General features: G+C 75.4%; 18 protein-coding genes. 11 read left to right on the top strand and 7 right to left on the bottom strand.

Annotated elements, in window-relative coordinates; genetic code table 11:
• Positions 1-129: 129 nt before the first annotated feature.
• Entirely contained in the window at positions 130-714 is a 585-nt protein-coding gene (locus tag GSF02_RS06960; protein ID WP_201308821.1) for a hypothetical protein, read from the top strand.
• A 113-nt stretch (positions 715-827) separates the two neighbouring features.
• Here GSF02_RS06960 and GSF02_RS06955 read toward each other — a convergent pair whose 3' ends face one another.
• On the bottom strand, positions 828-1010 hold the full coding sequence (locus GSF02_RS06955; RefSeq protein WP_159794122.1) for an antitoxin: 183 nt from the start codon (positions 1008-1010) through the stop codon (positions 828-830).
• A gap of 209 nt (positions 1011-1219) precedes the next feature.
• Between GSF02_RS06955 and GSF02_RS06950 the strand changes: the two genes are divergently transcribed.
• The 5 genes from GSF02_RS06950 (at position 1220) to GSF02_RS06930 (ending at position 6605) form a co-directional block, all read left to right on the top strand.
• Positions 1220-2332, top strand: a complete 1113-nt coding sequence (locus tag GSF02_RS06950) for an NAD(P)/FAD-dependent oxidoreductase (RefSeq protein ID WP_159794120.1) — start codon at positions 1220-1222, stop codon at positions 2330-2332.
• The gene (gene sigJ / locus GSF02_RS06945; protein WP_159794118.1) at positions 2329-3201 is read left to right on the top strand and encodes an RNA polymerase sigma factor SigJ; all 873 of its coding nucleotides are present in this window, start codon (positions 2329-2331) and stop codon (positions 3199-3201) included. Before GSF02_RS06950 ends, sigJ begins: the two co-directional genes overlap by 4 nt.
• A 95-nt stretch (positions 3202-3296) precedes the next feature.
• Positions 3297-5039 carry a putative bifunctional diguanylate cyclase/phosphodiesterase gene (locus GSF02_RS06940; RefSeq protein ID WP_159794116.1) on the top strand — a complete coding sequence of 581 codons (1743 nt, stop codon included), beginning with the start codon at positions 3297-3299 and terminating at the stop codon, positions 5037-5039.
• A gap of 115 nt (positions 5040-5154) precedes the next feature.
• The gene (locus tag GSF02_RS06935) at positions 5155-5649 is read left to right on the top strand and encodes a dsRBD fold-containing protein (protein WP_235915418.1); all 495 of its coding nucleotides are present in this window, start codon (positions 5155-5157) and stop codon (positions 5647-5649) included.
• A 77-nt stretch (positions 5650-5726) separates the two neighbouring features.
• Complete coding sequence (locus GSF02_RS06930) at positions 5727-6605, top strand: ABC transporter substrate-binding protein (RefSeq protein WP_159794112.1); 879 nt, start codon at positions 5727-5729, stop codon at positions 6603-6605.
• 95 nt (positions 6606-6700) lie between these two features.
• Here GSF02_RS06930 and GSF02_RS06925 read toward each other — a convergent pair whose 3' ends face one another.
• From GSF02_RS06925 to GSF02_RS06915, 3 genes are read right to left on the bottom strand one after another with little or no spacing between them, the layout of a single operon-like run.
• Positions 6701-7537 (bottom strand): ABC transporter permease, encoded by an 837-nt coding sequence (locus GSF02_RS06925; RefSeq protein WP_159794110.1) that lies wholly within the window; start codon positions 7535-7537, stop codon positions 6701-6703.
• Positions 7534-8406 (bottom strand): ABC transporter ATP-binding protein, encoded by an 873-nt coding sequence (locus GSF02_RS06920; RefSeq protein ID WP_159794108.1) that lies wholly within the window; start codon positions 8404-8406, stop codon positions 7534-7536. The genes GSF02_RS06925 and GSF02_RS06920 overlap by 4 nt, the downstream gene beginning before the upstream one ends.
• 54 nt (positions 8407-8460) lie before the next feature.
• Positions 8461-9123, bottom strand: a complete 663-nt coding sequence (locus tag GSF02_RS06915) for a DUF4097 family beta strand repeat-containing protein (RefSeq protein ID WP_159794106.1) — start codon at positions 9121-9123, stop codon at positions 8461-8463.
• Positions 9124-9356: 233 nt separating this feature from the next.
• On the opposite strand from GSF02_RS06915, the gene GSF02_RS06910 reads away from it, so the two are divergent.
• Complete coding sequence (locus tag GSF02_RS06910) at positions 9357-10115, top strand: GbsR/MarR family transcriptional regulator (RefSeq protein WP_159794104.1); 759 nt, start codon at positions 9357-9359, stop codon at positions 10113-10115.
• A 50-nt stretch (positions 10116-10165) separates the two neighbouring features.
• On the opposite strand, the gene GSF02_RS06905 is transcribed toward GSF02_RS06910, so the two are convergent.
• Genes GSF02_RS06905 through GSF02_RS06895 form a run of 3 tightly spaced genes read right to left on the bottom strand, consistent with a single transcriptional unit; the run spans position 10166 to position 12795 of the window.
• The gene (locus GSF02_RS06905) at positions 10166-11581 is read right to left on the bottom strand and encodes an alanine/glycine:cation symporter family protein (protein ID WP_159794102.1); all 1416 of its coding nucleotides are present in this window, start codon (positions 11579-11581) and stop codon (positions 10166-10168) included.
• Positions 11582-11626: 45 nt separating this feature from the next.
• Positions 11627-12022 carry a universal stress protein gene (locus tag GSF02_RS06900; RefSeq protein WP_159794100.1) on the bottom strand — a complete coding sequence of 132 codons (396 nt, stop codon included), beginning with the start codon at positions 12020-12022 and terminating at the stop codon, positions 11627-11629.
• Entirely contained in the window at positions 12019-12795 is a 777-nt protein-coding gene (locus GSF02_RS06895; protein ID WP_159794098.1) for an IclR family transcriptional regulator, read from the bottom strand. The genes GSF02_RS06900 and GSF02_RS06895 overlap by 4 nt, the downstream gene beginning before the upstream one ends.
• A 158-nt stretch (positions 12796-12953) precedes the next feature.
• Between GSF02_RS06895 and eda the strand changes: the two genes are divergently transcribed.
• The 4 genes from eda to GSF02_RS06875 all read left to right on the top strand — a co-directional run bounded on the left by eda (position 12954) and on the right by GSF02_RS06875 (position 16355).
• Complete coding sequence (gene eda / locus GSF02_RS06890) at positions 12954-13673, top strand: bifunctional 4-hydroxy-2-oxoglutarate aldolase/2-dehydro-3-deoxy-phosphogluconate aldolase (protein ID WP_159794096.1); 720 nt, start codon at positions 12954-12956, stop codon at positions 13671-13673.
• 3 nt (positions 13674-13676) lie between these two features.
• Complete coding sequence (locus GSF02_RS06885; protein ID WP_159794094.1) at positions 13677-14783, top strand: sugar kinase; 1107 nt, start codon at positions 13677-13679, stop codon at positions 14781-14783.
• Positions 14784-14869: 86 nt separating this feature from the next.
• On the top strand, positions 14870-15856 hold the full coding sequence (locus tag GSF02_RS06880) for a bile acid:sodium symporter family protein (protein ID WP_159794092.1): 987 nt from the start codon (positions 14870-14872) through the stop codon (positions 15854-15856).
• A 73-nt stretch (positions 15857-15929) separates the two neighbouring features.
• Complete coding sequence (locus GSF02_RS06875) at positions 15930-16355, top strand: TFIIB-type zinc ribbon-containing protein (RefSeq protein WP_159794090.1); 426 nt, start codon at positions 15930-15932, stop codon at positions 16353-16355.
• Positions 16356-16434: the final 79 nt, after the last annotated feature.

Raw genomic sequence — 16434 nt, 5'->3', positions numbered from 1 at the left:
GCGCCCCGGGCGAACTGCCCCGGGGCGGCCCAGGCCCCCGGCGTAGACTCGGTGACCGTGCTCGGGCAGGCACCCACCCACCGGAGGACCGGGCGCGCCGGAAGCAGGGGAGCGGCGTCCGCCCGGTCCGTGCGGAGGCGTCTGGCGATCCTCGTGCCCGCCGCGCTGGTCCTGGTCGCCGCGCTCCTGGTGGTCGACGCGCTCACAGACGGCCCCACCGAGGCCGACGAGCGCACCATCACCGCGTACGTCACCGGCTACTCCTACTTCGACAACACCCCGCCGCGGTCCGACGCGATCTCGCACCCGGTCGTCCACCGTCGCGCGGGCGGGAAGGGCACCTACGCCGACCCCATCACCGTCGCGGTCGGGCACTCGCGGGCGCACGGCAGGGACGCCCTGGACTGGGCGCCCGGGACGAGGTTCTACGTCCCGAGCCTCCGGCGCTACCTCGTGGTCGAGGACACGTGCGGCGACGGCTCCCGACCGCAGGACGGGCCCTGCCACACCGGCTACCCGAAGGGCGCGTCGACATGGCTGGACGTGTGGGTGGGCGGGGCGCGGGAGGCCCGGTCCCGCTCGGACGCCTGCATGTCGAGCATCTCCCGGATCGCGACGGTGGTCGTCGACCCGGCGCGGGACTACGTGGTCAGCGCCGGCCCGCTCTCGGACAGCTCGTGCAGGGTGTACGGCGACACCCCCGAGCGGCGCTGATCGCGGCCGGCGGCAACGGCCGGCGGCAGCCGCAGGACGCGCGGCCACCACGCGCGACGAGGGCCCGGACCGGTCGGTCCGGGCCCTCGTCGGTCAGGCGGCGACGGCCGCCGTCACTCCCGGCCGATGCGCTCGTCGGCCTGGTCGATGCCCTTGTCGATCTGCTCGTCGTGCTTGCCGCCGGTGGCCTTCGACGCCGCGTCGCCCGCCTTGTCCAGGCCGGCGTCCGACGCCTTCTCGCCCTTGTCGCTGTTCAGCGCGTCCGAGGCCTTGTTCTTCAGGTCGTCGATCCCCACGATGGGTCCTTCCGTCGGTGGCTGGGTCGGTCACCGGCCCTCGACGGCCGGTGCCCACCCATGGTCGCCAGGCGCGGGCGCCGGTCGCATCTGGGCGCGGTCCCCTCGGCCGCCGGGCCCGCACCCCAGGCGGCTGTGGCGCGGATCACTGTCACGGATCGGCGGTCTGGCCCGTCTCGTGCACGAGAAGGTCGGACCGAGGAGGAGTCATGACGCTGCAGGTCGTGGTGGTGGGCGGTGGCTACGCCGGGGTGATGGCGGCCAACCGCCTGGCGGGACGCTCGACCGGGGCGCTCGAGGTGGTGCTGGTCAACGACCGGCCCGAGTTCGTCGAGCGCATCCGGCTGCACGAGCACGCGGCGGGCACGCGAGCGCTGCCGACGGTGCCGTACGCGAGGCTGCTGCACCCGGGGGTGCGGCTCGAGGTCGGCCGCGCCGTGCGGATCGACGCCGACGGGCGCCGGCTCGTGCTGGCCGACCGCGAGCTCGGCTTCGACCACCTCGTGTACGCCGCGGGGTCGGTGGGGCGGGGCGCGACCCAGGGCGCGGCCGAGGAGCTCGAGATCGGCACCGCCGAGCCCGCGGCGCGGGCGCACGCGGCCGTCGCCGCCCTGCCGCCCGGCGCGGCGGTGCTGGTGCGCGGCGCCGGGCACACCGGGATCGAGCTGGCCGCGGAGCTGCGCCAGCGCCGGGCCGACCTGGCCGTGCACCTGCTCGCCCGCGACGGCGTCGGCCGCGTGCTCGGGCCGCGCGGGGGACAGGTGGCCGAGGCGCGCCTGCGCCGCCTCGGCGTGACGGTGCACCACGACGAGCGCACGCTCCCGCCCGTGGACCTCACGCTCCGCACCGTGGGGTTCACCGGCGCGACGCTCGCCGCCGACAGCGGCCTGCCGGTGGACGACGCCGGTCGCCTGCTGGTGGGCGGGGACCTGCGCGTGCCCGGCTACCCGTACGTCGTCGGCGCGGGCGACGGCGTCCACGTCACCGGTCCGGCGGGCGCGCACCTGCGGATGGGGTGCGCCATGGCGCTGCCGCTCGGTGCGCACGCTGCCGACGTCGTGCTGGCCATGGTCGCCGGGCGCCCGCCGCAGCGGCTCGACGCCGGGTTCGTGCTGCAGTGCGTGAGCCTGGGGCGCGGTGATGGCATCATCCAGCTCGTGCGCCCCGACGACTCCGCCCGCTCCGTGCGCCTGCGCGGCCGGCCCGCCGCCGCCGTCAAGGAGCTCGTCTGCCGCTCGACGCTGTGGTCCCTGGCCGGCGAGGCGCGCCGCCCCGGTTCGTTCCGGTGGGCGGCAGGCCCGCGGGAGCTCGCACGCCGATGAGCGACGACGACGTCTTCCTGCGCCACCGCGGGCTGGTCTTCACGATCGCCTACGACCTGCTCGGCTCGGTGGCCGACGCGGACGACGTCGTGCAGGACGTCTACGAGCGCTGGGTGACGCGCCCCGGCGACGTGGACGAGCCGCGTGCCTACCTCGCGCGCGCCGCGACCAACCGCGCGCTGGACATCCTGCGCTCGAGCGAGCGTCGGCGCGTCGAGTACGTCGGCCCGTGGCTGCCGGAGCCGCTGCCCGGCGGGGGCGCAGCGGGGCCCGAGGACCGGGCCGTGGAGGCCGACGCCGTCTCGGCGGCGCTGCTGGTGCTGCTGCAGACGCTCGCGGAGCACGAGCGGGTCTGCTACGCGCTGCGGGAGGTCTTCGGCTTCTCCTACGCGGAGATCGCCCGGGTGGTCGACTCCCAGGAGGCGGCGGTGCGCCAGGCGGTGCACCGGGCGCGCCAGCGCGTCCAGGAACGCCGCGAGCGGTTCGCCGTCGACCCGGCCCAGCACGCCGGCACCGTGCAGCGGTTCCTCGCCGCGGCGGGCGAGGGGGACATCGACGGCCTGCTCGAGCTGCTCGCGCCCGGGGCGGTGCTCACCGTCGACGGCGGCGGCCTGGTCACCGCGGCGCGCCGGCCCGTCGTCGGGGCGGAGAAGATCGCCCGCTTCCTGGTCGGCCTGCGCGACACGCGCGGGCCCGGCGGGCGGGTCGTGGCCGCCGTGCTCAACGGCGAGCTGGGTGCCGTGGCGATCGAGGCCGGCACGGTGGTCGCCACCTTCCAGCTCGCCGTCGCCGACGGCGTGGTCGAGGAGCTGTACGTGATGCGCAACCCGCACAAGCTCGCCGGGCTGGCCGGCCTGGCCCAGCCCTGAGCCGGGGGCCGCGCGGCCCCCGTGTCACCGCGTCGACGCCCGATGTTCACGGGCCGGTGCCTCCACGCCGCGCGGGTCCTGCCGATGGGAGGGGCGTGACCGCGCCCTCGCCGTCGACGCCCGGCGGACCCGACCAGCACGAGCGCACGATCGGCGAGCTCAGCACGCCGGTGCCGCAGGTGCACGCTGACGACCCCGTCGCCGCCGTCGGCCGCACCTTCCGCGAGCAGCCCGCCCTGCGGGCGGTCGCGGTCGTCGGGCTGGACACCCCGGTGCTGCTCACCCGCGCGAGCCTCGAGCGCCACCTCAGCGGGCGCCTCGGCTACGGCCGTGCGCTGCTGGCCCGCGCCGTCGTGCGCGACATCGTCGAGCCGGACGGCCTGCACGTCGAGGCGCACCTGCCGCTGCGCGACGTCGCGGGCGTGCTGCTGACGCAGCGCGAGGCGCTGCGCGACGACGACGTGCTGGTGCTGCACGCCGACGGCGCCACGGGGGCGGCGTCGGTGGCGGCGATCTTCCGCGAGATCGGCCTGGTGTTCCAGGAGATCGCCATGCGCGACCCCCTGACCGGTCTGCCGAACCGGCGCATGGTGGACGAGCACGGCACGCGCCTGCTCGCCGCGGGCGCCGACCGGGGCCGGCTCGCGGTGCTGTACGTCGACCTCGACGGGTTCAAGGAGGTCAACGACACGCTCGGGCACCGCGCCGGCGACGAGCTGCTCGTCGCTTTCGCCCAGCGCCTCGCGGGCTGCGTGCGCCCGCAGGACCTGCTCGGCCGGCTCGGCGGCGACGAGTTCGCCGTCCTGCTGACCGACGTCGACGAGGAGGCCGCCACGGCGGTGGCGGACCGGGTCGCCGGGGCCGCGCAGGAGCCGTTCGCCGTCGACGAGCACCGGGTCCAGGTCTCGGCCAGCGTGGGCGTCGCCGTCGGCACCGAGCTGTCCGGCGAAGGGACGGTCTACGGCGTGCTGGACGAGCTGCTGCAACGCGCCGACGCCGCGATGTTCCGCGCCAAGCGCGCCGGCAAGGCGCGCGTCGGGCGGCTGGGGCGCGTCGAGGAGGCCGGCGTGCCGACCCGGCGGGCGCACGTGCGCCGCCGGCTGCACCACGCGCTGACCCACGGTGAGGGCCTGCGGCTGCACTACCAGCCGAAGCTCGTCCTGCGGACCGGTCGGACGGACGCCGTCGAGGCGCTGCTGCGCTGGACCGACGAGGAGCTCGGGCCCGTCTCGCCGGGCGAGGTGATCCCGCTGGCCGAGCACACCGGGCAGATCCACGCCCTCGGCGCCTGGGTGCTGCGCACGGCGTGCGCGCAGGCGCGGGTGTGGCACGACGACGGCCGCGACTGGGCGGTGTCCGTCAACGTCTCGCCGGTGCAGCTGGCCGAGCCGGGGCTGACCGAGCAGGTGCTGCGCGCCGCCGCGGAGGCCGGGATCCCGCCGCGCCTGCTGCAGGTGGAGGTCACCGAGACCGCGGCGATCCACGACCTGCCGCTGGCGGTCGAGCAGCTCGAGCGGCTGCAGGCCGCCGGGGTGGCGGTGCACCTGGACGACTTCGGCGTCGGCTACTCCTCGCTCGGGCGGCTGCGCGCCCTGCCCGTGACCACCCTGAAGATCGACCAGAGCATCGTCGCGCGGGTGGACTCCGACGAGGCCGACGCCCAGCTGCTGTCCGGTGTCATCAGGGCGGCGCACATCATCGGGCTGACCGTGGTGGCCGAGGGGGTGGAGCGCACGGCCCAGCTCGACCGGCTGCGGGACCTGGGGTGCGACGTCGCCCAGGGCTACCTCATCAGCCGGCCGCGCCCGGCGACCGAGCTCGAGCTCGAGGCGGCGTAGCCCCGGTCGCCGGTCCCGTCGACGGGCGCTCTCCCGCGCGGGCGGGTCGCGGACGCATGATGGACCTGTCCGGACCACTCGACGGCGAGACGGAGGGACGACGATGAGGGCGACGGTGGGAGACCGGATCGTGCTGGCGTCGGGGCACGTGGGCGGCGTCGTGCGCGACGGGACGATCACGGAGGTGCGCGGCCCGGACGGGGCGCCGCCGTTCCGGGTGCGCTGGCGCGACACCGGCGAGGAGACGCTCGTCTTCCCCGGGAGCGACAGCCTGGTCCAGCCCGGCCGCCGGGCCGACGGCGGGCAGGCCGAGGGCGGCCAGGCCGACAGCGGGACGCAGCACCCACGCACCCGGACGTGGCACGTGCAGGTGACGATGGTCGAGGCCGGCCCGAGCACGACGGCGGAGGCCACGCTCGTCGCGGGCGACGTGGGCAGCCTGCGCTCGGTGGGGCAGGCCCGCAAGGACCCGGCCGACGCCGCGAACGTCGTGGTCGGCGACGAGATCGCCGCCGGCCGGGCGCTGCGGCGGCTCGCCGACACCCTGCTGGGCCAGGCGCAGCGGGACATCACGGCCGCGACCGGCGTGGCGGGGCACGTGCACGGATGAGGGCGGCACCCCGCCCGTGTGACGAGCAGCACGGGCGGGGTGCTGGCGCGCCGGACCAGGCAGCCTAGGCTCGACGCATGCGCAGCTCCCGCCTCGTCCCGTCGCTCGCCGTCGCGGCGGCGTCCGTCCTGGCCCTCGCCGGCTGCACGGCGTCCGACGGCGGCACCCAAGGCGGCACCGACGCCGCCGCGTCGGCGTCGGCGTCGGCGTCGCCGTCCTGCGAGCCGGGCGCCCTGCCGACCCTGACCGACGGGGTCCTGACCGTGGGTGCCGGCGACCCGTACGAGCCCTGGTACGTGGGGGAGAAGGACTCGGGCGAGGGCTTCGAGTCCGCGCTGGTGTACGCCGTCGCCGAGCAGCTCGGCTACGAGCGCGACGCCGTCGAGTGGGTCGACGTGACGTTCGACCAGATCATCGCGCCCGCGCAGAAGCCGTTCGACATCGCCGCCTACCAGACGACGATCACGCCCGAGCGCGAGAGCGCGGTCGACTTCTCCAGCCCGTACCTCACCACCCGCCAGGGCGTCATCGTCGCCGACGACGGCCCGTACGCCGGCGCGAGGACGCTCGCCGACCTCGAGGGCGCGAAGGTGGGCGTGACCGCCGCGCAGACCTCGCTCGACGCCGCCGAGGCCGCGTGGGGCGACGCCGTCGAGGTGGTGCCGTTCAACGCCGCGGGCGACGGCATGCAGGCCCTGTCGGCCGGCCAGGTCGACGCCATGGTGATGGACGTCGACCAGGGCGTCGCCGCCTCCACGGTGTACTTCCCGGACACCCAGGTGATCGGCACGCTGCCCGCCGTGGGCGACCCGGAGCAGCTCGGCCTGGTGCTGGACGAGGGGTCCGCCCTGACGCCGTGCGTGTCGCAGGCCGTGGACGCGCTGGAGGCGGACGGCACGCTGGCGCAGCTGCGCACGCAGTGGCTCAAGTCCGACGACATCCCCGAGCTCGGCTGAGCCGAGCGTCGCGCGGGTGCCCGGGCGTCCCTGCGGGACGTCCGGGCACCCGCGTGTCGGGCCTGGGTGTCGGGCCTGGGTGTCGGGCCCGGCGGTCAGGCGCGCCGCTCGCGGCGGAAGAGCGCGCGCGCCCAGGCGTAGCCGGCGACCCCGATGACGACGCACCAGGCGACGGCCTGCACCGCCACGGAGCCCTCGAGCCCGGCTCCGCCGGCGAGCAGCCCGCGCGCAGTCTCGATGATCGGCGTGAACGGCTGGTGCTCGGCGAACCAGCGCACGGGCGTCGGCATCGTCTCGACGGGCACGAACCCGCTGCCCAGGAACGGCAGGAGGAGCAGGAGCATCGGCGTGTTGCTGGCCGTCTCCACGCTCCGGGCGTTCAGGCCCATCGCGACGCACAGCCAGTTCAGGGCGAGCGCCAGCAGCACGGACAGCCCGAGCAGCGCGAGCCAGTCGAGGGGGCCGGCGTCGGGGCGGTAGCCCATGGCGACGGCGGCGGCGAGCACGAGCACCAGCGCCGCCAGGGCCTGCACGGCGAACCCGAGCACGTGCCCGGACAGCACCGACCCCGGGGCGATCGCCATCGTCCGGAACCGCGCCATGATCCCGCCGGCGGCGTCCATGGCGGCGCTCACGGCCACCGACGTCGCGCCGCCGACGACGGTCATGACCAGGAGGGTCGGCGTGATGTAGTCCAGGTAGGCGGCACGGCTCTCGGCCCCGGGGGCGGCCCCGGCGCTCACGCCGGCGCCGAAGGCCCCGCCGAACACGTAGACGAACAGCAGCAGCATGACGAGCGGGCCGGCGACCAGGAACACGGTCAGGCCCGGGTAGCGCACCGCGCGCAGGAGGCTGCGGCGCAGCATGGTCGAGACGTCGGCGACCGGCCGGGGGCGCGCGGTCACGGGCACGGGGGTGGCGACGGCGGTCATCGGGCGTTCTCCCTGTCGGTCGGGCTGTCGGTCGGGCTGTCGGTCGGGCCGGCGGTGGTGCCGGAGCGTGCGCCGACGCCGGTGGCGTCGGCGGAGTCCTCCGCCGGGTCGTCGGCGGGCGGTTCGGTGAGGGCGAGGAACACGTCGTCGAGCGTGCCGGCGTCGTGCACCTGCTTGAGCTCGGCCGGGGTGCCCTCGGCGACGACGCGGCCGCCGTGCAGCACGGCGACGGAGTCCGCGAGCTGGTCGGCCTCCTCGAGGTACTGGGTGGTGAGCAGGATCGTGGTGCCCTCGGCGACCAGGGCGCGCACCTCGGCCCACAGGGTGCGGCGGCTGCGCGGGTCCAGCCCGGTGGTCGGCTCGTCGAGGAAGACGACCGACGGCGAGCCCACGAGGGTCATGGCCAGGTCGAGCTTGCGCTTCATCCCGCCGGAGTAGGTCGACACGGGCTTGGCCGCGGCGTCCGTCAGCCCGAACCGCTCGAGCAGGTCCGCGGTGCGCCGGCGCCCCGCGGCGCGGCCCAGGTGGTTGAGGTCGGCCATGAGACGCAGGTTCTCGGCGCCGGTGAGCAGGTCGTCGACGGCGGTGATCTGGCCGGTGACGCCGATCACGGCGCGCACGGCGTCGGGCTCGCGGACGACGTCGTAGCCGGCGACGCGGACGGTGCCCGCGTCGGGCGCGAGCAGGGTCGACAGGACGCCGACGGTGGTGGTCTTGCCGGCGCCGTTCGGGCCGAGCAGGGCGGTGACCGTGCCGGCGGGCACGACCAGGTCGACGCCGTCGAGCACGAGCTGCTCGCCGGCCTTGGACCGGTAGGACTTGCGCAGGCCGCGCGCCTCGATGGCGAGGCCTCGGGCGGTGGTGGGCATGGATGCTCCTTCGCGGGGGTTGACGTGGCGGGGGCACGGCGTGCCGGACGTACCTCAGAGGCTGCGGGCGCTGATGTCGCCGTAGGCGGTGGTGGCGCGGATCTCCAGCTCGACGGTGCCGGCGTTGACGAGCGCGTTGCTGACCCGGCCGTAGCCCGTGCCGGCGTCCAGGGAGGCCGACACCCCGGGGGCGGCGCCGACCGACACGTCGCCGGCCTGGGTGGTCAGGGTGAGCGCACCGCGCACGGCCTCGGCGACCGTGATGTCGCCCTTGGCGGTGCTGACCTGCGCCGCCCCGCCCAGGCGGCCGACCGAGACGTCGCCGGCGAGCGTGGCGAGGCGGGCGCTCGCCGCCTCGTCGAGCGTGATCGTGCCCTGCGCCGCCTCGACGGTGACGTCACCGAGGCGCCCGGATCCGCGGACGTCGGCGGCGGCGACCCTGGCCTCGAGGTGCGAGCCGGAGGGCAGCCGGACGGTCACCGCGACGGCGCCCGAGGGGCCGAGGTGGTCGTGCTTCGTCGGGGTGGTGACGCGCAGCGTCCCGTCCCGGTGCTCGACGACGGTGCGCTCGGCGGCCTTGACGTCGTGGCGGTTCGAGGCGTCCACCGGGCGGATCTCGACGGTCGTGTCGGCCCGGTCGGTGGCGACGAGCTCGACGCGCCCGGCGGGGACGTCGAGGACCGCGGAGACCGGGGCGGGGGTGTCGAAGGTGTGCATGCTCAGCTCCTGTGCTCGGTGGTGCGTCTCGTTTCCGACACCAGAAACGCTACGGTGCGTTTCCATGGGCGGCAACGACAATGTTGCACTTACTATGCATCAGTACTGCTAGACGCCCATTTTTTGTTGCAACAGGTCTGTAGTCAACGCAACTGTGCGCACGGTTCGACGTTGCAATGCGTGAGCGGTGAACGCTACTGTGGGCTCCACGCACGCGCCGGGAGGGGACGAGGATGCCAGGTGGCAGGCTCACGCAGCAGGAACGCCAGCAGATCGCGCTCGGGCTGGCCGAGGACCTTCCCTACGCGGAGATCGCGCGGCGCCTCGACCGGCCCACGTCGACCGTCACGCGCGAGGTGATGCGCAACGGCGGGCCCGCCGCCTACCGCCCCGACCTGGCCCAGCGCGCGACCGACCGGCGCGCCCGCCGGCGTCGGCCGGGGGCGCTACGCAGCCCGCAGGGCCTGGCGCAGACCGACGGCCGCGACGCGCGCGCGGTGCGCGAGCTCGAGGAGGTCTTCACCACCCTCTTCATGCAGCAGGGGCTGCCGCGCATGGCGTCGAGCGTGCTCACCTGCCTCTACACGTCCGACGCGGGCAGCCTCACGGCGGCCGAGCTCGTCGCGCGCCTCCAGGTCAGCCCGGCGTCCGTCTCCAAGGCGATCGCGCTCCTCGAGGTCCACGGCCTCGTGCAGCGGGAGCGGATCGACGGCCGGCGCGAGCGCTACGTGGCGGACAACGAGGTCTGGTACCAGTCGATGACCGCGGCGGTGCGCGCCAACGCCCAGATCGCCGAGGCGGCACGCCACGGCGTGGCCGTCCTGGGGCACGACTCGCCCGCCGGGGTCCGGCTCGAGAAGATGGCGCTCTTCATGGACTTCGTCAACGAGAGCATCGCGCGCGCCGCCGAGCAGGCCCGCGAGATGCTCTCCGCCGCGACGGCGCCGCCCGGCGGTGCCGCCGAGGAAGAGGGCACCGCTCGGTCGGCCTGAGGCCGTGCCGGCCTGCGCGCGCCGTCAGCGGGCGGCCCGCCGCGCCGCCGTCAGCGCGAGGCGTCCACGACCGCGGGGTCGTCCAGGCCCGCGGGCGGGTCCGTGAGCCTGGGGTCGCGGGCCAGGTACGCGCGTGTCTCGCGCGCGATCAGCCCGGAGAGGATCAGCAGGCCGATGAGGTTCGGCAGCGCCATCAGGCCGTTGAGGATGTCGGCGACGCCCCACACGAGCTCCAGCTCCCACAGCGCGCCGACCAGGCACACGAGCGTGAAGACGGCGCGGTAGGGGAACGAGGCGCGGATGCCCAGCAGCGTCGTGGCGCAGCGCTCGCCGTAGTAGGCCCACCCGATCACGGTGGACAGCGCGAAGAAGACGACGGCGACGGCCACGACGGCGGCGCCCACGGACGCGAGCGGCCCGGTGGACATCGCCTCGGCGGTCATGGCGGCGCCCTCGGCGCCCGACTCCCAGGCGCCGGACGTGATGATGACCAGGCCGGTGAAGGACACCACGATGATCGTGTCGATGAAGGTCTGGGTCATCGAGACCAGGCCCTGGCGCACCGGGTGGTGGGTCTTGGCGGCGGCCGCGACGATGGCGGCCGAGCCCAGGCCGGACTCGTTGGAGAACAGACCCCGGGCCACGCCGAACTGCAGCGCCATCGCCACGGTGGAGCCCACGAACCCGCCGGTCGCCGCGGTGCCGGTGAACGCGTCGGTGAAGACGAGGGCGAGGGCGCCCGGGATCGCGGACAGGTTGGCGGCCAGCACCAGCAGGCCTGCCACGACGTAGAAGATGATCATCACCGGCACGAAGGACGCCGTGACGGCGCCGATGCGCTTGATCCCGCCGAGCAGGACGACGCCGACGAACACCACGATGACGAGTCCCGTGACGAGCGGCGGCACGCCGAACGTGTCGTCGAGCGAGTGGGCGATCGTGTTCGTCTGGGTCATGTTGCCGATGCCGAACGCGGCCAGCGCCGCGAACACGGCGAACGTGACGGCCAGGACCTTGCCGAGCGGGCCGGGGATGGCGCGCTTGAGGTACTCCTGCGGGCCGCCACGCTGCTCGCCGCGCTCGTCGACGACGCGGAACTTCGAGCCGAGGAACGCCTCGGAGTACTTGGAGGCCATGCCGAGCAGGCCGGTGACCCACATCCAGAACAGGGCGCCGGGGCCGCCGATGCCGATCGCGGTGGCGACGCCGGCGATGTTGCCGACGCCCACCGTGGCCGCCAGGGCCGTGGTGAGCGCCTGGTAGTGCGAGATGTCGCCCTGGCCGCCCTGGTCCTTCTCCCGGCGCTGCAGCAGCCCGAGGCGCAGGGCCGGCCCCAGCGTGCGGAACTGCACGCCGCGCAGCCGGACGGTCAGGTAGAGGCCCGTGCCCAGCAGCAACGGGATGAGGAGGAAGGGGCCCCAGACGAAGGACCCGACGGTGGAGACGGCATCGGCGATCGCGTCCATGGCGCGCCACCGTAGCGGTGACGCGGGCCACACCGGCCGCGCGGGTCAGGGCGTGTCGTACACGTCCTTGACGACGAGCACGGGAGCGGGGGCGTCGAGCAGGACCCGCTGCGTCGTGGTGCCCATCATGAACGTGCCGTCGCTCGAGCGCTTGCGCGAGCCGACCACCACGAGCGTCGCCGCGACGGCGTCGACCGCGTCGAGGATGGCGTCCGCCGGTTCCTCGTCCTCGCGCCGGAAGGCCACCGACTCGACCACGACGTCGTCGGGCACGCCGGCGAGCGCCTCGGCGAGCGGCGACGGCACGGTGGCCTCTCCGCCGGGCGGGGGGTCGAGCACGAGCACCGCCAGCGGCAGCCGCCGTCGCGCCGCCTCTGCGGTGCCGGCGCGCAGGGCGGCCTCGCCGTGCGCGGACGTGTTGCAGGCCACGAGCACCGTCATGCGCTCACCTTCTCACGACCGGCCAGCGTGAGGCCTGGTGGGAGCAGTGCGGGCATCGTCGCGTGCAGCGCGGCCGCCCGCGCGCGCCGGTCGTCGCCCGCCAGCCGCTCGGCCGGCGCGGTGATGCTCACCGCGGCCACCGGGCGCCCGGCGCGCAGCACGGCGACGGCGACGCAGGCGATGCCGGCCTCGTTCTCCTCGTCCTCCTCCGCGTAGCCCTGGGCGTGGGCGACGTCGAGGCTCCGGCGCAGCCGGGCGGGCGAGGTGACGCCGTCGGCGTACCGGGCGAGCTCGGCCTCGTCGAGCGGTGCCGTGGCCGACTCGAGGGCGGCGAGCCAGGCGCGACCGAGCGCGGTGGTGGCCGCAGGGCGACGCCGCCCGACCGCCGACCAGACGCGCACCGCGCGCTGGGGCTCGACCTTGTCGAGGTAGACGATGTCGCGCCCGGCGAGCGCTCCCAGGTGGACCAGCTCGCCGACCTCGGTGCACAGGGCGGCCAGCGCCGGGTGGAGCAGCTCGGGCAGGTTCTCCTCGTGCAGGTACGTGGCGCCCAGCGCGACGGCGGCGGCGCCGAGCCGGTACCGCCCGTCGGGCGCCTGCTCGGCGTAGCCGCGGTGGCGCAGCGCCGCGAGGGTGCGGTGCAGCGTCGTCTTGTTCACGCCGACCTCGGCCGCCAGCGCGGCCAGCGGCGCGCCGGCGGCGCCCGCCCGCGCGAGGGCGTCGAGCGTCGTCAGCGCCTTGTCGACGCTCCCGATCGGGCTCGCCTCTGCCATCCGGGGCTCCTTCCTGCTATCGTCCGTTCCGCACGATACAACACGTGTTCACTATGGCGAAACGCCCCGGGCTTGCCTGACCTCGGGGCGTTTCGCCGGAGTGACACCCGCGAGGGCGCGGCCGGCACCGTCGGGCGCGGCCCGGAGAAGGAGCCACGATGGACACCCCCGTCCTGGAGCGCATCGGCGCGCTGCGCATCGTCCCCGTCGTCGTCGTCGACGGCGCCGAGGAGGGGCTGCGCCTCGCCGACGCCCTGCTGGCCGGCGGCCTCCCCGTCGCCGAGATCACCCTGCGCCTGCCCGGCGCGCTCGACGCGCTCGCGGCCGTCGCCGCCGAGCGGCCCGACGTGCTCGTCGGCGCCGGCACCGTCGTCACCGAGCGGCAGGTCGACGAGGCCGTCGACGCCGGTGCCGCGTTCCTCGTCTCGCCCGGCCTGCACGAGCCGGTCGTCCGGCGCGCGCAGGAGCGCGGCGTGCCGATCCTGCCCGGCGTGGCCACGGCGTCCGACCTGATGCGGGCCGTCGCGCTCGGCCTCGACGTCGTCAAGCTGTTCCCGGCCGGCGTCGTCGGCGGCCCGGCCGCCATCAAGGCGCTGGGCGCGCCGTTCCCGCGGATGCGGTTCATGCCCACCGGCGGCGTCAGCGCGGCCAACCTCGGCGACTACCTCGCCCTGCCGGCCGTGCTCGCCGCGGGCGGCTCCTGGATGGTGGAGCGCTCGCTCGTCACCGCCGGCGACTGGGACGAGGTCGCCCGCCGCACCCGCGAGGCCGTGGCCCTCGCCGCGCCCGAGGCGCCCGTCACCACCCCCGCCAGCACGTCCGCCGGCACCCCCGTCAGCACGTCCACCATCACCGCCACCGCCGGCAAGGAGGCCTGAGCCGTGACCAACCCGTCCATCACCACCCGCCCCGCCGCGGAGTGCCGCTACGACGTCGTCGCCCTCGGCGAGGTCATGCTCCGCCTCGACCCCGGCGACCGGCGCATCCGCACCACGCGCACCTTCGACGTGTGGGAGGGCGGCGGCGAGTACAACGTCGCGCGCGGCCTGCGCCGGGCCTTCGGGATGCGCGGCGCCGTCGTCACGGCGCTCGCCGACAACGAGGTCGGCCGCCTGGTGGAGGACTTCGTCCTCACCGGCGGGCTCGACACCTCGTGGATCCGGTGGCGCGAGTACGACGGCATCGGGCGCACCGTGCGCAACGGCCTGAACTTCACCGAGCGCGGCTTCGGCGTGCGCGGCGCCGTCGGCGTCTCCGACCGCGGCAACACCGCGATCGCGCAGATGCAGCCGCAGGACGTCGACTGGGACGCGCTGTTCTCCCAGGGCGTGCGCTGGTTCCACACCGGTGGCATCTTCGCCGCCCTGTCGGAGTCGTCCGCGGCGGTGGCCGAGGCCGCCATGACCGCGGCGCGCAAGCACGGCACGGTCGTGTCCTACGACCTCAACTACCGCCCGTCGCTGTGGAAGGGCATCGGCGGCCCGGCCCGGGCGCAGGAGGTCAACCAGCGCCTGGCGTCGCTGGTCGACGTCATGATCGGCAACGAGGAGGACTTCACCGCCTCGCTCGGCTTCGAGGTCGAGGGCGTGGACGAGAACCTCACCGACCTGGACACCGCGGCCTTCCGCGCGATGATCGAGAAGGCCTCGGCCGCCTACCCGAACTTCCAGGTCATCGCCACGACGCTGCGCGGCGTCAGGACCGCCACCGTCAACGACTGGGGCGCGATCGCGTGGTCGCGCGCCGAGGGCTTCGTCGAGGCGACGCACCGGCCCGCGCTGGAGATCTACGACCGCGTGGGCGGCGGCGACTCGTTCGCCTCCGGGCTCGCGTACGGCCTCATGGAGCTCGACAGCCTCCAGGAGGCCGTGGAGTTCGGCGCCGCGCACGGCGCGCTGGCGATGACCACGCCGGGCGACACGACGACGGCGACGCTGGCCGAGGTCTCCAAGCTCGCCCGCGGCGGGTCGGCGCGCGTCCAGCGCTGACGCCGTCGCCCCACCGACCGGACGACGCCGGTGCCTCGCGGGCACCGGCGTCGTCGCGCGCCCGGGGCGGCCTAGACTCGCAGGTCGTGCGTCGTGTCGTGAGCCAGTGGGTCGATCCGTTCATCGCCGCCATCGTGGTGGTGCTGCTCGGCGGCCTGCTGGTCCCGGTGCCCGACGGCGTCCGGGACGTCACCGGGGCGGCGGGGGACGTCGCCGTCGTGCTGCTGTTCCTGCTCTACGGCGCCCGGCTGTCCACCCGCGACGTGCTGCGCGGCCTGCGCGACTGGCGGCTGCAGGGCGGGATCCTCGCCGCCACGTTCGTGCTCTTCCCGGTCCTCGCCTGGGTCGCGGCCCTGCTGAGCGAGCCGTTCCTCGGCGCCGGCCTGGCCGCCGGCGTGCTGTACCTGGGGCTGCTGCCCTCGACGGTGCAGTCGTCGGTCGCGTTCACCTCCGTGGCGCGCGGCGACGTGGCCGGCGCCATCTGCGGCGCCACGGTGTCCAACACGCTCGGCATGGTGCTGACCCCGCTGCTCGCGCTGTGGCTCATGACCGGCGGGGGCGCCTCGGGTGACGCGGGCGACCTCGCCTCCGTGGGGCTCGGCGGCATCGGCGGCGTGCTGCTGCAGCTGCTGCTGCCGTTCGCGGTCGGCCAGGTGCTGCAGCGCTGGGTGGGGGACTGGGTGCGCGCGCACCGGCCGCTGACGCTGGCGGTGGACCGCGGCACGATCCTGCTCATCGTGTTCTCGGCCGTGGCCGACGCCTCGGCCGAGGGCGTCTGGGACGGCATGTCGCCCTGGGTGGTCGTGGCACTGCTCGGGGTGTCCGCCGTGCTGCTCGCCGTGATGCTCGCGGCCACCTGGTGGGGCGGGCGCGGGCTGGGGCTGGACGACGAGCGCCGCGTCGCGCTGCTCATGTGCGGGTCGAAGAAGTCGCTCGCCACCGGCCTGCCGATGGCGATCGCGTTGTTCCCGGCCGCCGCGGTGGGCACCATCGCGGTGCCGGTGATCGTCTTCCACCAGCTGCAGCTCGTGGTGTGCTCGGTGATCGCCCGGCAGCTCGCGCTGCGGCGGTGAGCCGCGGAACCCGGTGCGCGCGCCGCTCGTTGGACGGGCGTCAGGTGCGTGCCGAGACCCCGGGAGCCCCCTCATGCAGTGCCCCAGCTGCCAGTCCGTGCTGGTGATGTCCGAGCGCAAGGGCGTGGAGATCGACTACTGCCCGCAGTGCCGCGGGGTCTGGCTCGACCGCGGCGAGCTGGACAAGATCATCGACCGCGCCCTGGACGCCGAGATCGCCGCCGAGGTGCGCGGCCCCGGCGCCGGCGCGGCCGCCGAGCCGCCCGTCGTCACCGGCGCGCCGCTGCCCCCGCCGTCGTACGCCGACCGCGACGACTACCGCGGCTACCGGGGCGACGACCGCCGCTACGACGAGCGCCGCTACGACGAGCGCCGCTACGACGAGCGCGGGTACGACAAGCGCTATGAGAAGCGGTACGACGACCGCTACCGGCACGACGACGAGTACCGCCGGCGCAAGAAGAAGGAGTCCTGGCTCGGGGACCTGTTCGACTTCTGAGCCGCGGGGTCGTCCGGGCCGGGTCCCGGCCACGCACGACGACGGGGCGCGCCCGCACGGGCGCGCCCCCTCGTCGCGC

It is taken from the genome of Puerhibacterium puerhi, from assembly GCF_009846865.1.
Taxonomy (GTDB): Bacteria; Actinomycetota; Actinomycetes; order Actinomycetales; family Cellulomonadaceae; genus Puerhibacterium; species Puerhibacterium puerhi.
The sequence above is the reverse complement of the archived record's forward strand: the minus strand, read 5'-3'. Positions and strand labels throughout refer to the sequence as shown.

Bases quoted from the DNA above. Each gene is read 5' to 3' on its own strand.
- GSF02_RS06950 (WP_159794120.1), top strand. From the start codon at position 1,220: ATGACGCTGCAGGTCGTGGTGGTGGGCGGTGGCTACGCCGGGGTGATG.
- sigJ (WP_159794118.1), top strand. From the start codon at position 2,329: ATGAGCGACGACGACGTCTTCCTGCGCCACCGCGGGCTGGTCTTCACG.
- GSF02_RS06930 (WP_159794112.1), top strand. From the start codon at position 5,727: ATGCGCAGCTCCCGCCTCGTCCCGTCGCTCGCCGTCGCGGCGGCGTCC.
- GSF02_RS06925 (WP_159794110.1), bottom strand. From the start codon at position 7,537: ATGACCGCCGTCGCCACCCCCGTGCCCGTGACCGCGCGCCCCCGGCCG.
- GSF02_RS06920 (WP_159794108.1), bottom strand. From the start codon at position 8,406: ATGCCCACCACCGCCCGAGGCCTCGCCATCGAGGCGCGCGGCCTGCGC.
- GSF02_RS06915 (WP_159794106.1), bottom strand. From the start codon at position 9,123: ATGCACACCTTCGACACCCCCGCCCCGGTCTCCGCGGTCCTCGACGTC.
- GSF02_RS06910 (WP_159794104.1), top strand. From the start codon at position 9,357: ATGCCAGGTGGCAGGCTCACGCAGCAGGAACGCCAGCAGATCGCGCTC.
- GSF02_RS06905 (WP_159794102.1), bottom strand. From the start codon at position 11,581: ATGGACGCGATCGCCGATGCCGTCTCCACCGTCGGGTCCTTCGTCTGG.
- GSF02_RS06900 (WP_159794100.1), bottom strand. From the start codon at position 12,022: ATGACGGTGCTCGTGGCCTGCAACACGTCCGCGCACGGCGAGGCCGCC.
- GSF02_RS06895 (WP_159794098.1), bottom strand. From the start codon at position 12,795: ATGGCAGAGGCGAGCCCGATCGGGAGCGTCGACAAGGCGCTGACGACG.
- eda (WP_159794096.1), top strand. From the start codon at position 12,954: ATGGACACCCCCGTCCTGGAGCGCATCGGCGCGCTGCGCATCGTCCCC.
- GSF02_RS06875 (WP_159794090.1), top strand. From the start codon at position 15,930: ATGCAGTGCCCCAGCTGCCAGTCCGTGCTGGTGATGTCCGAGCGCAAG.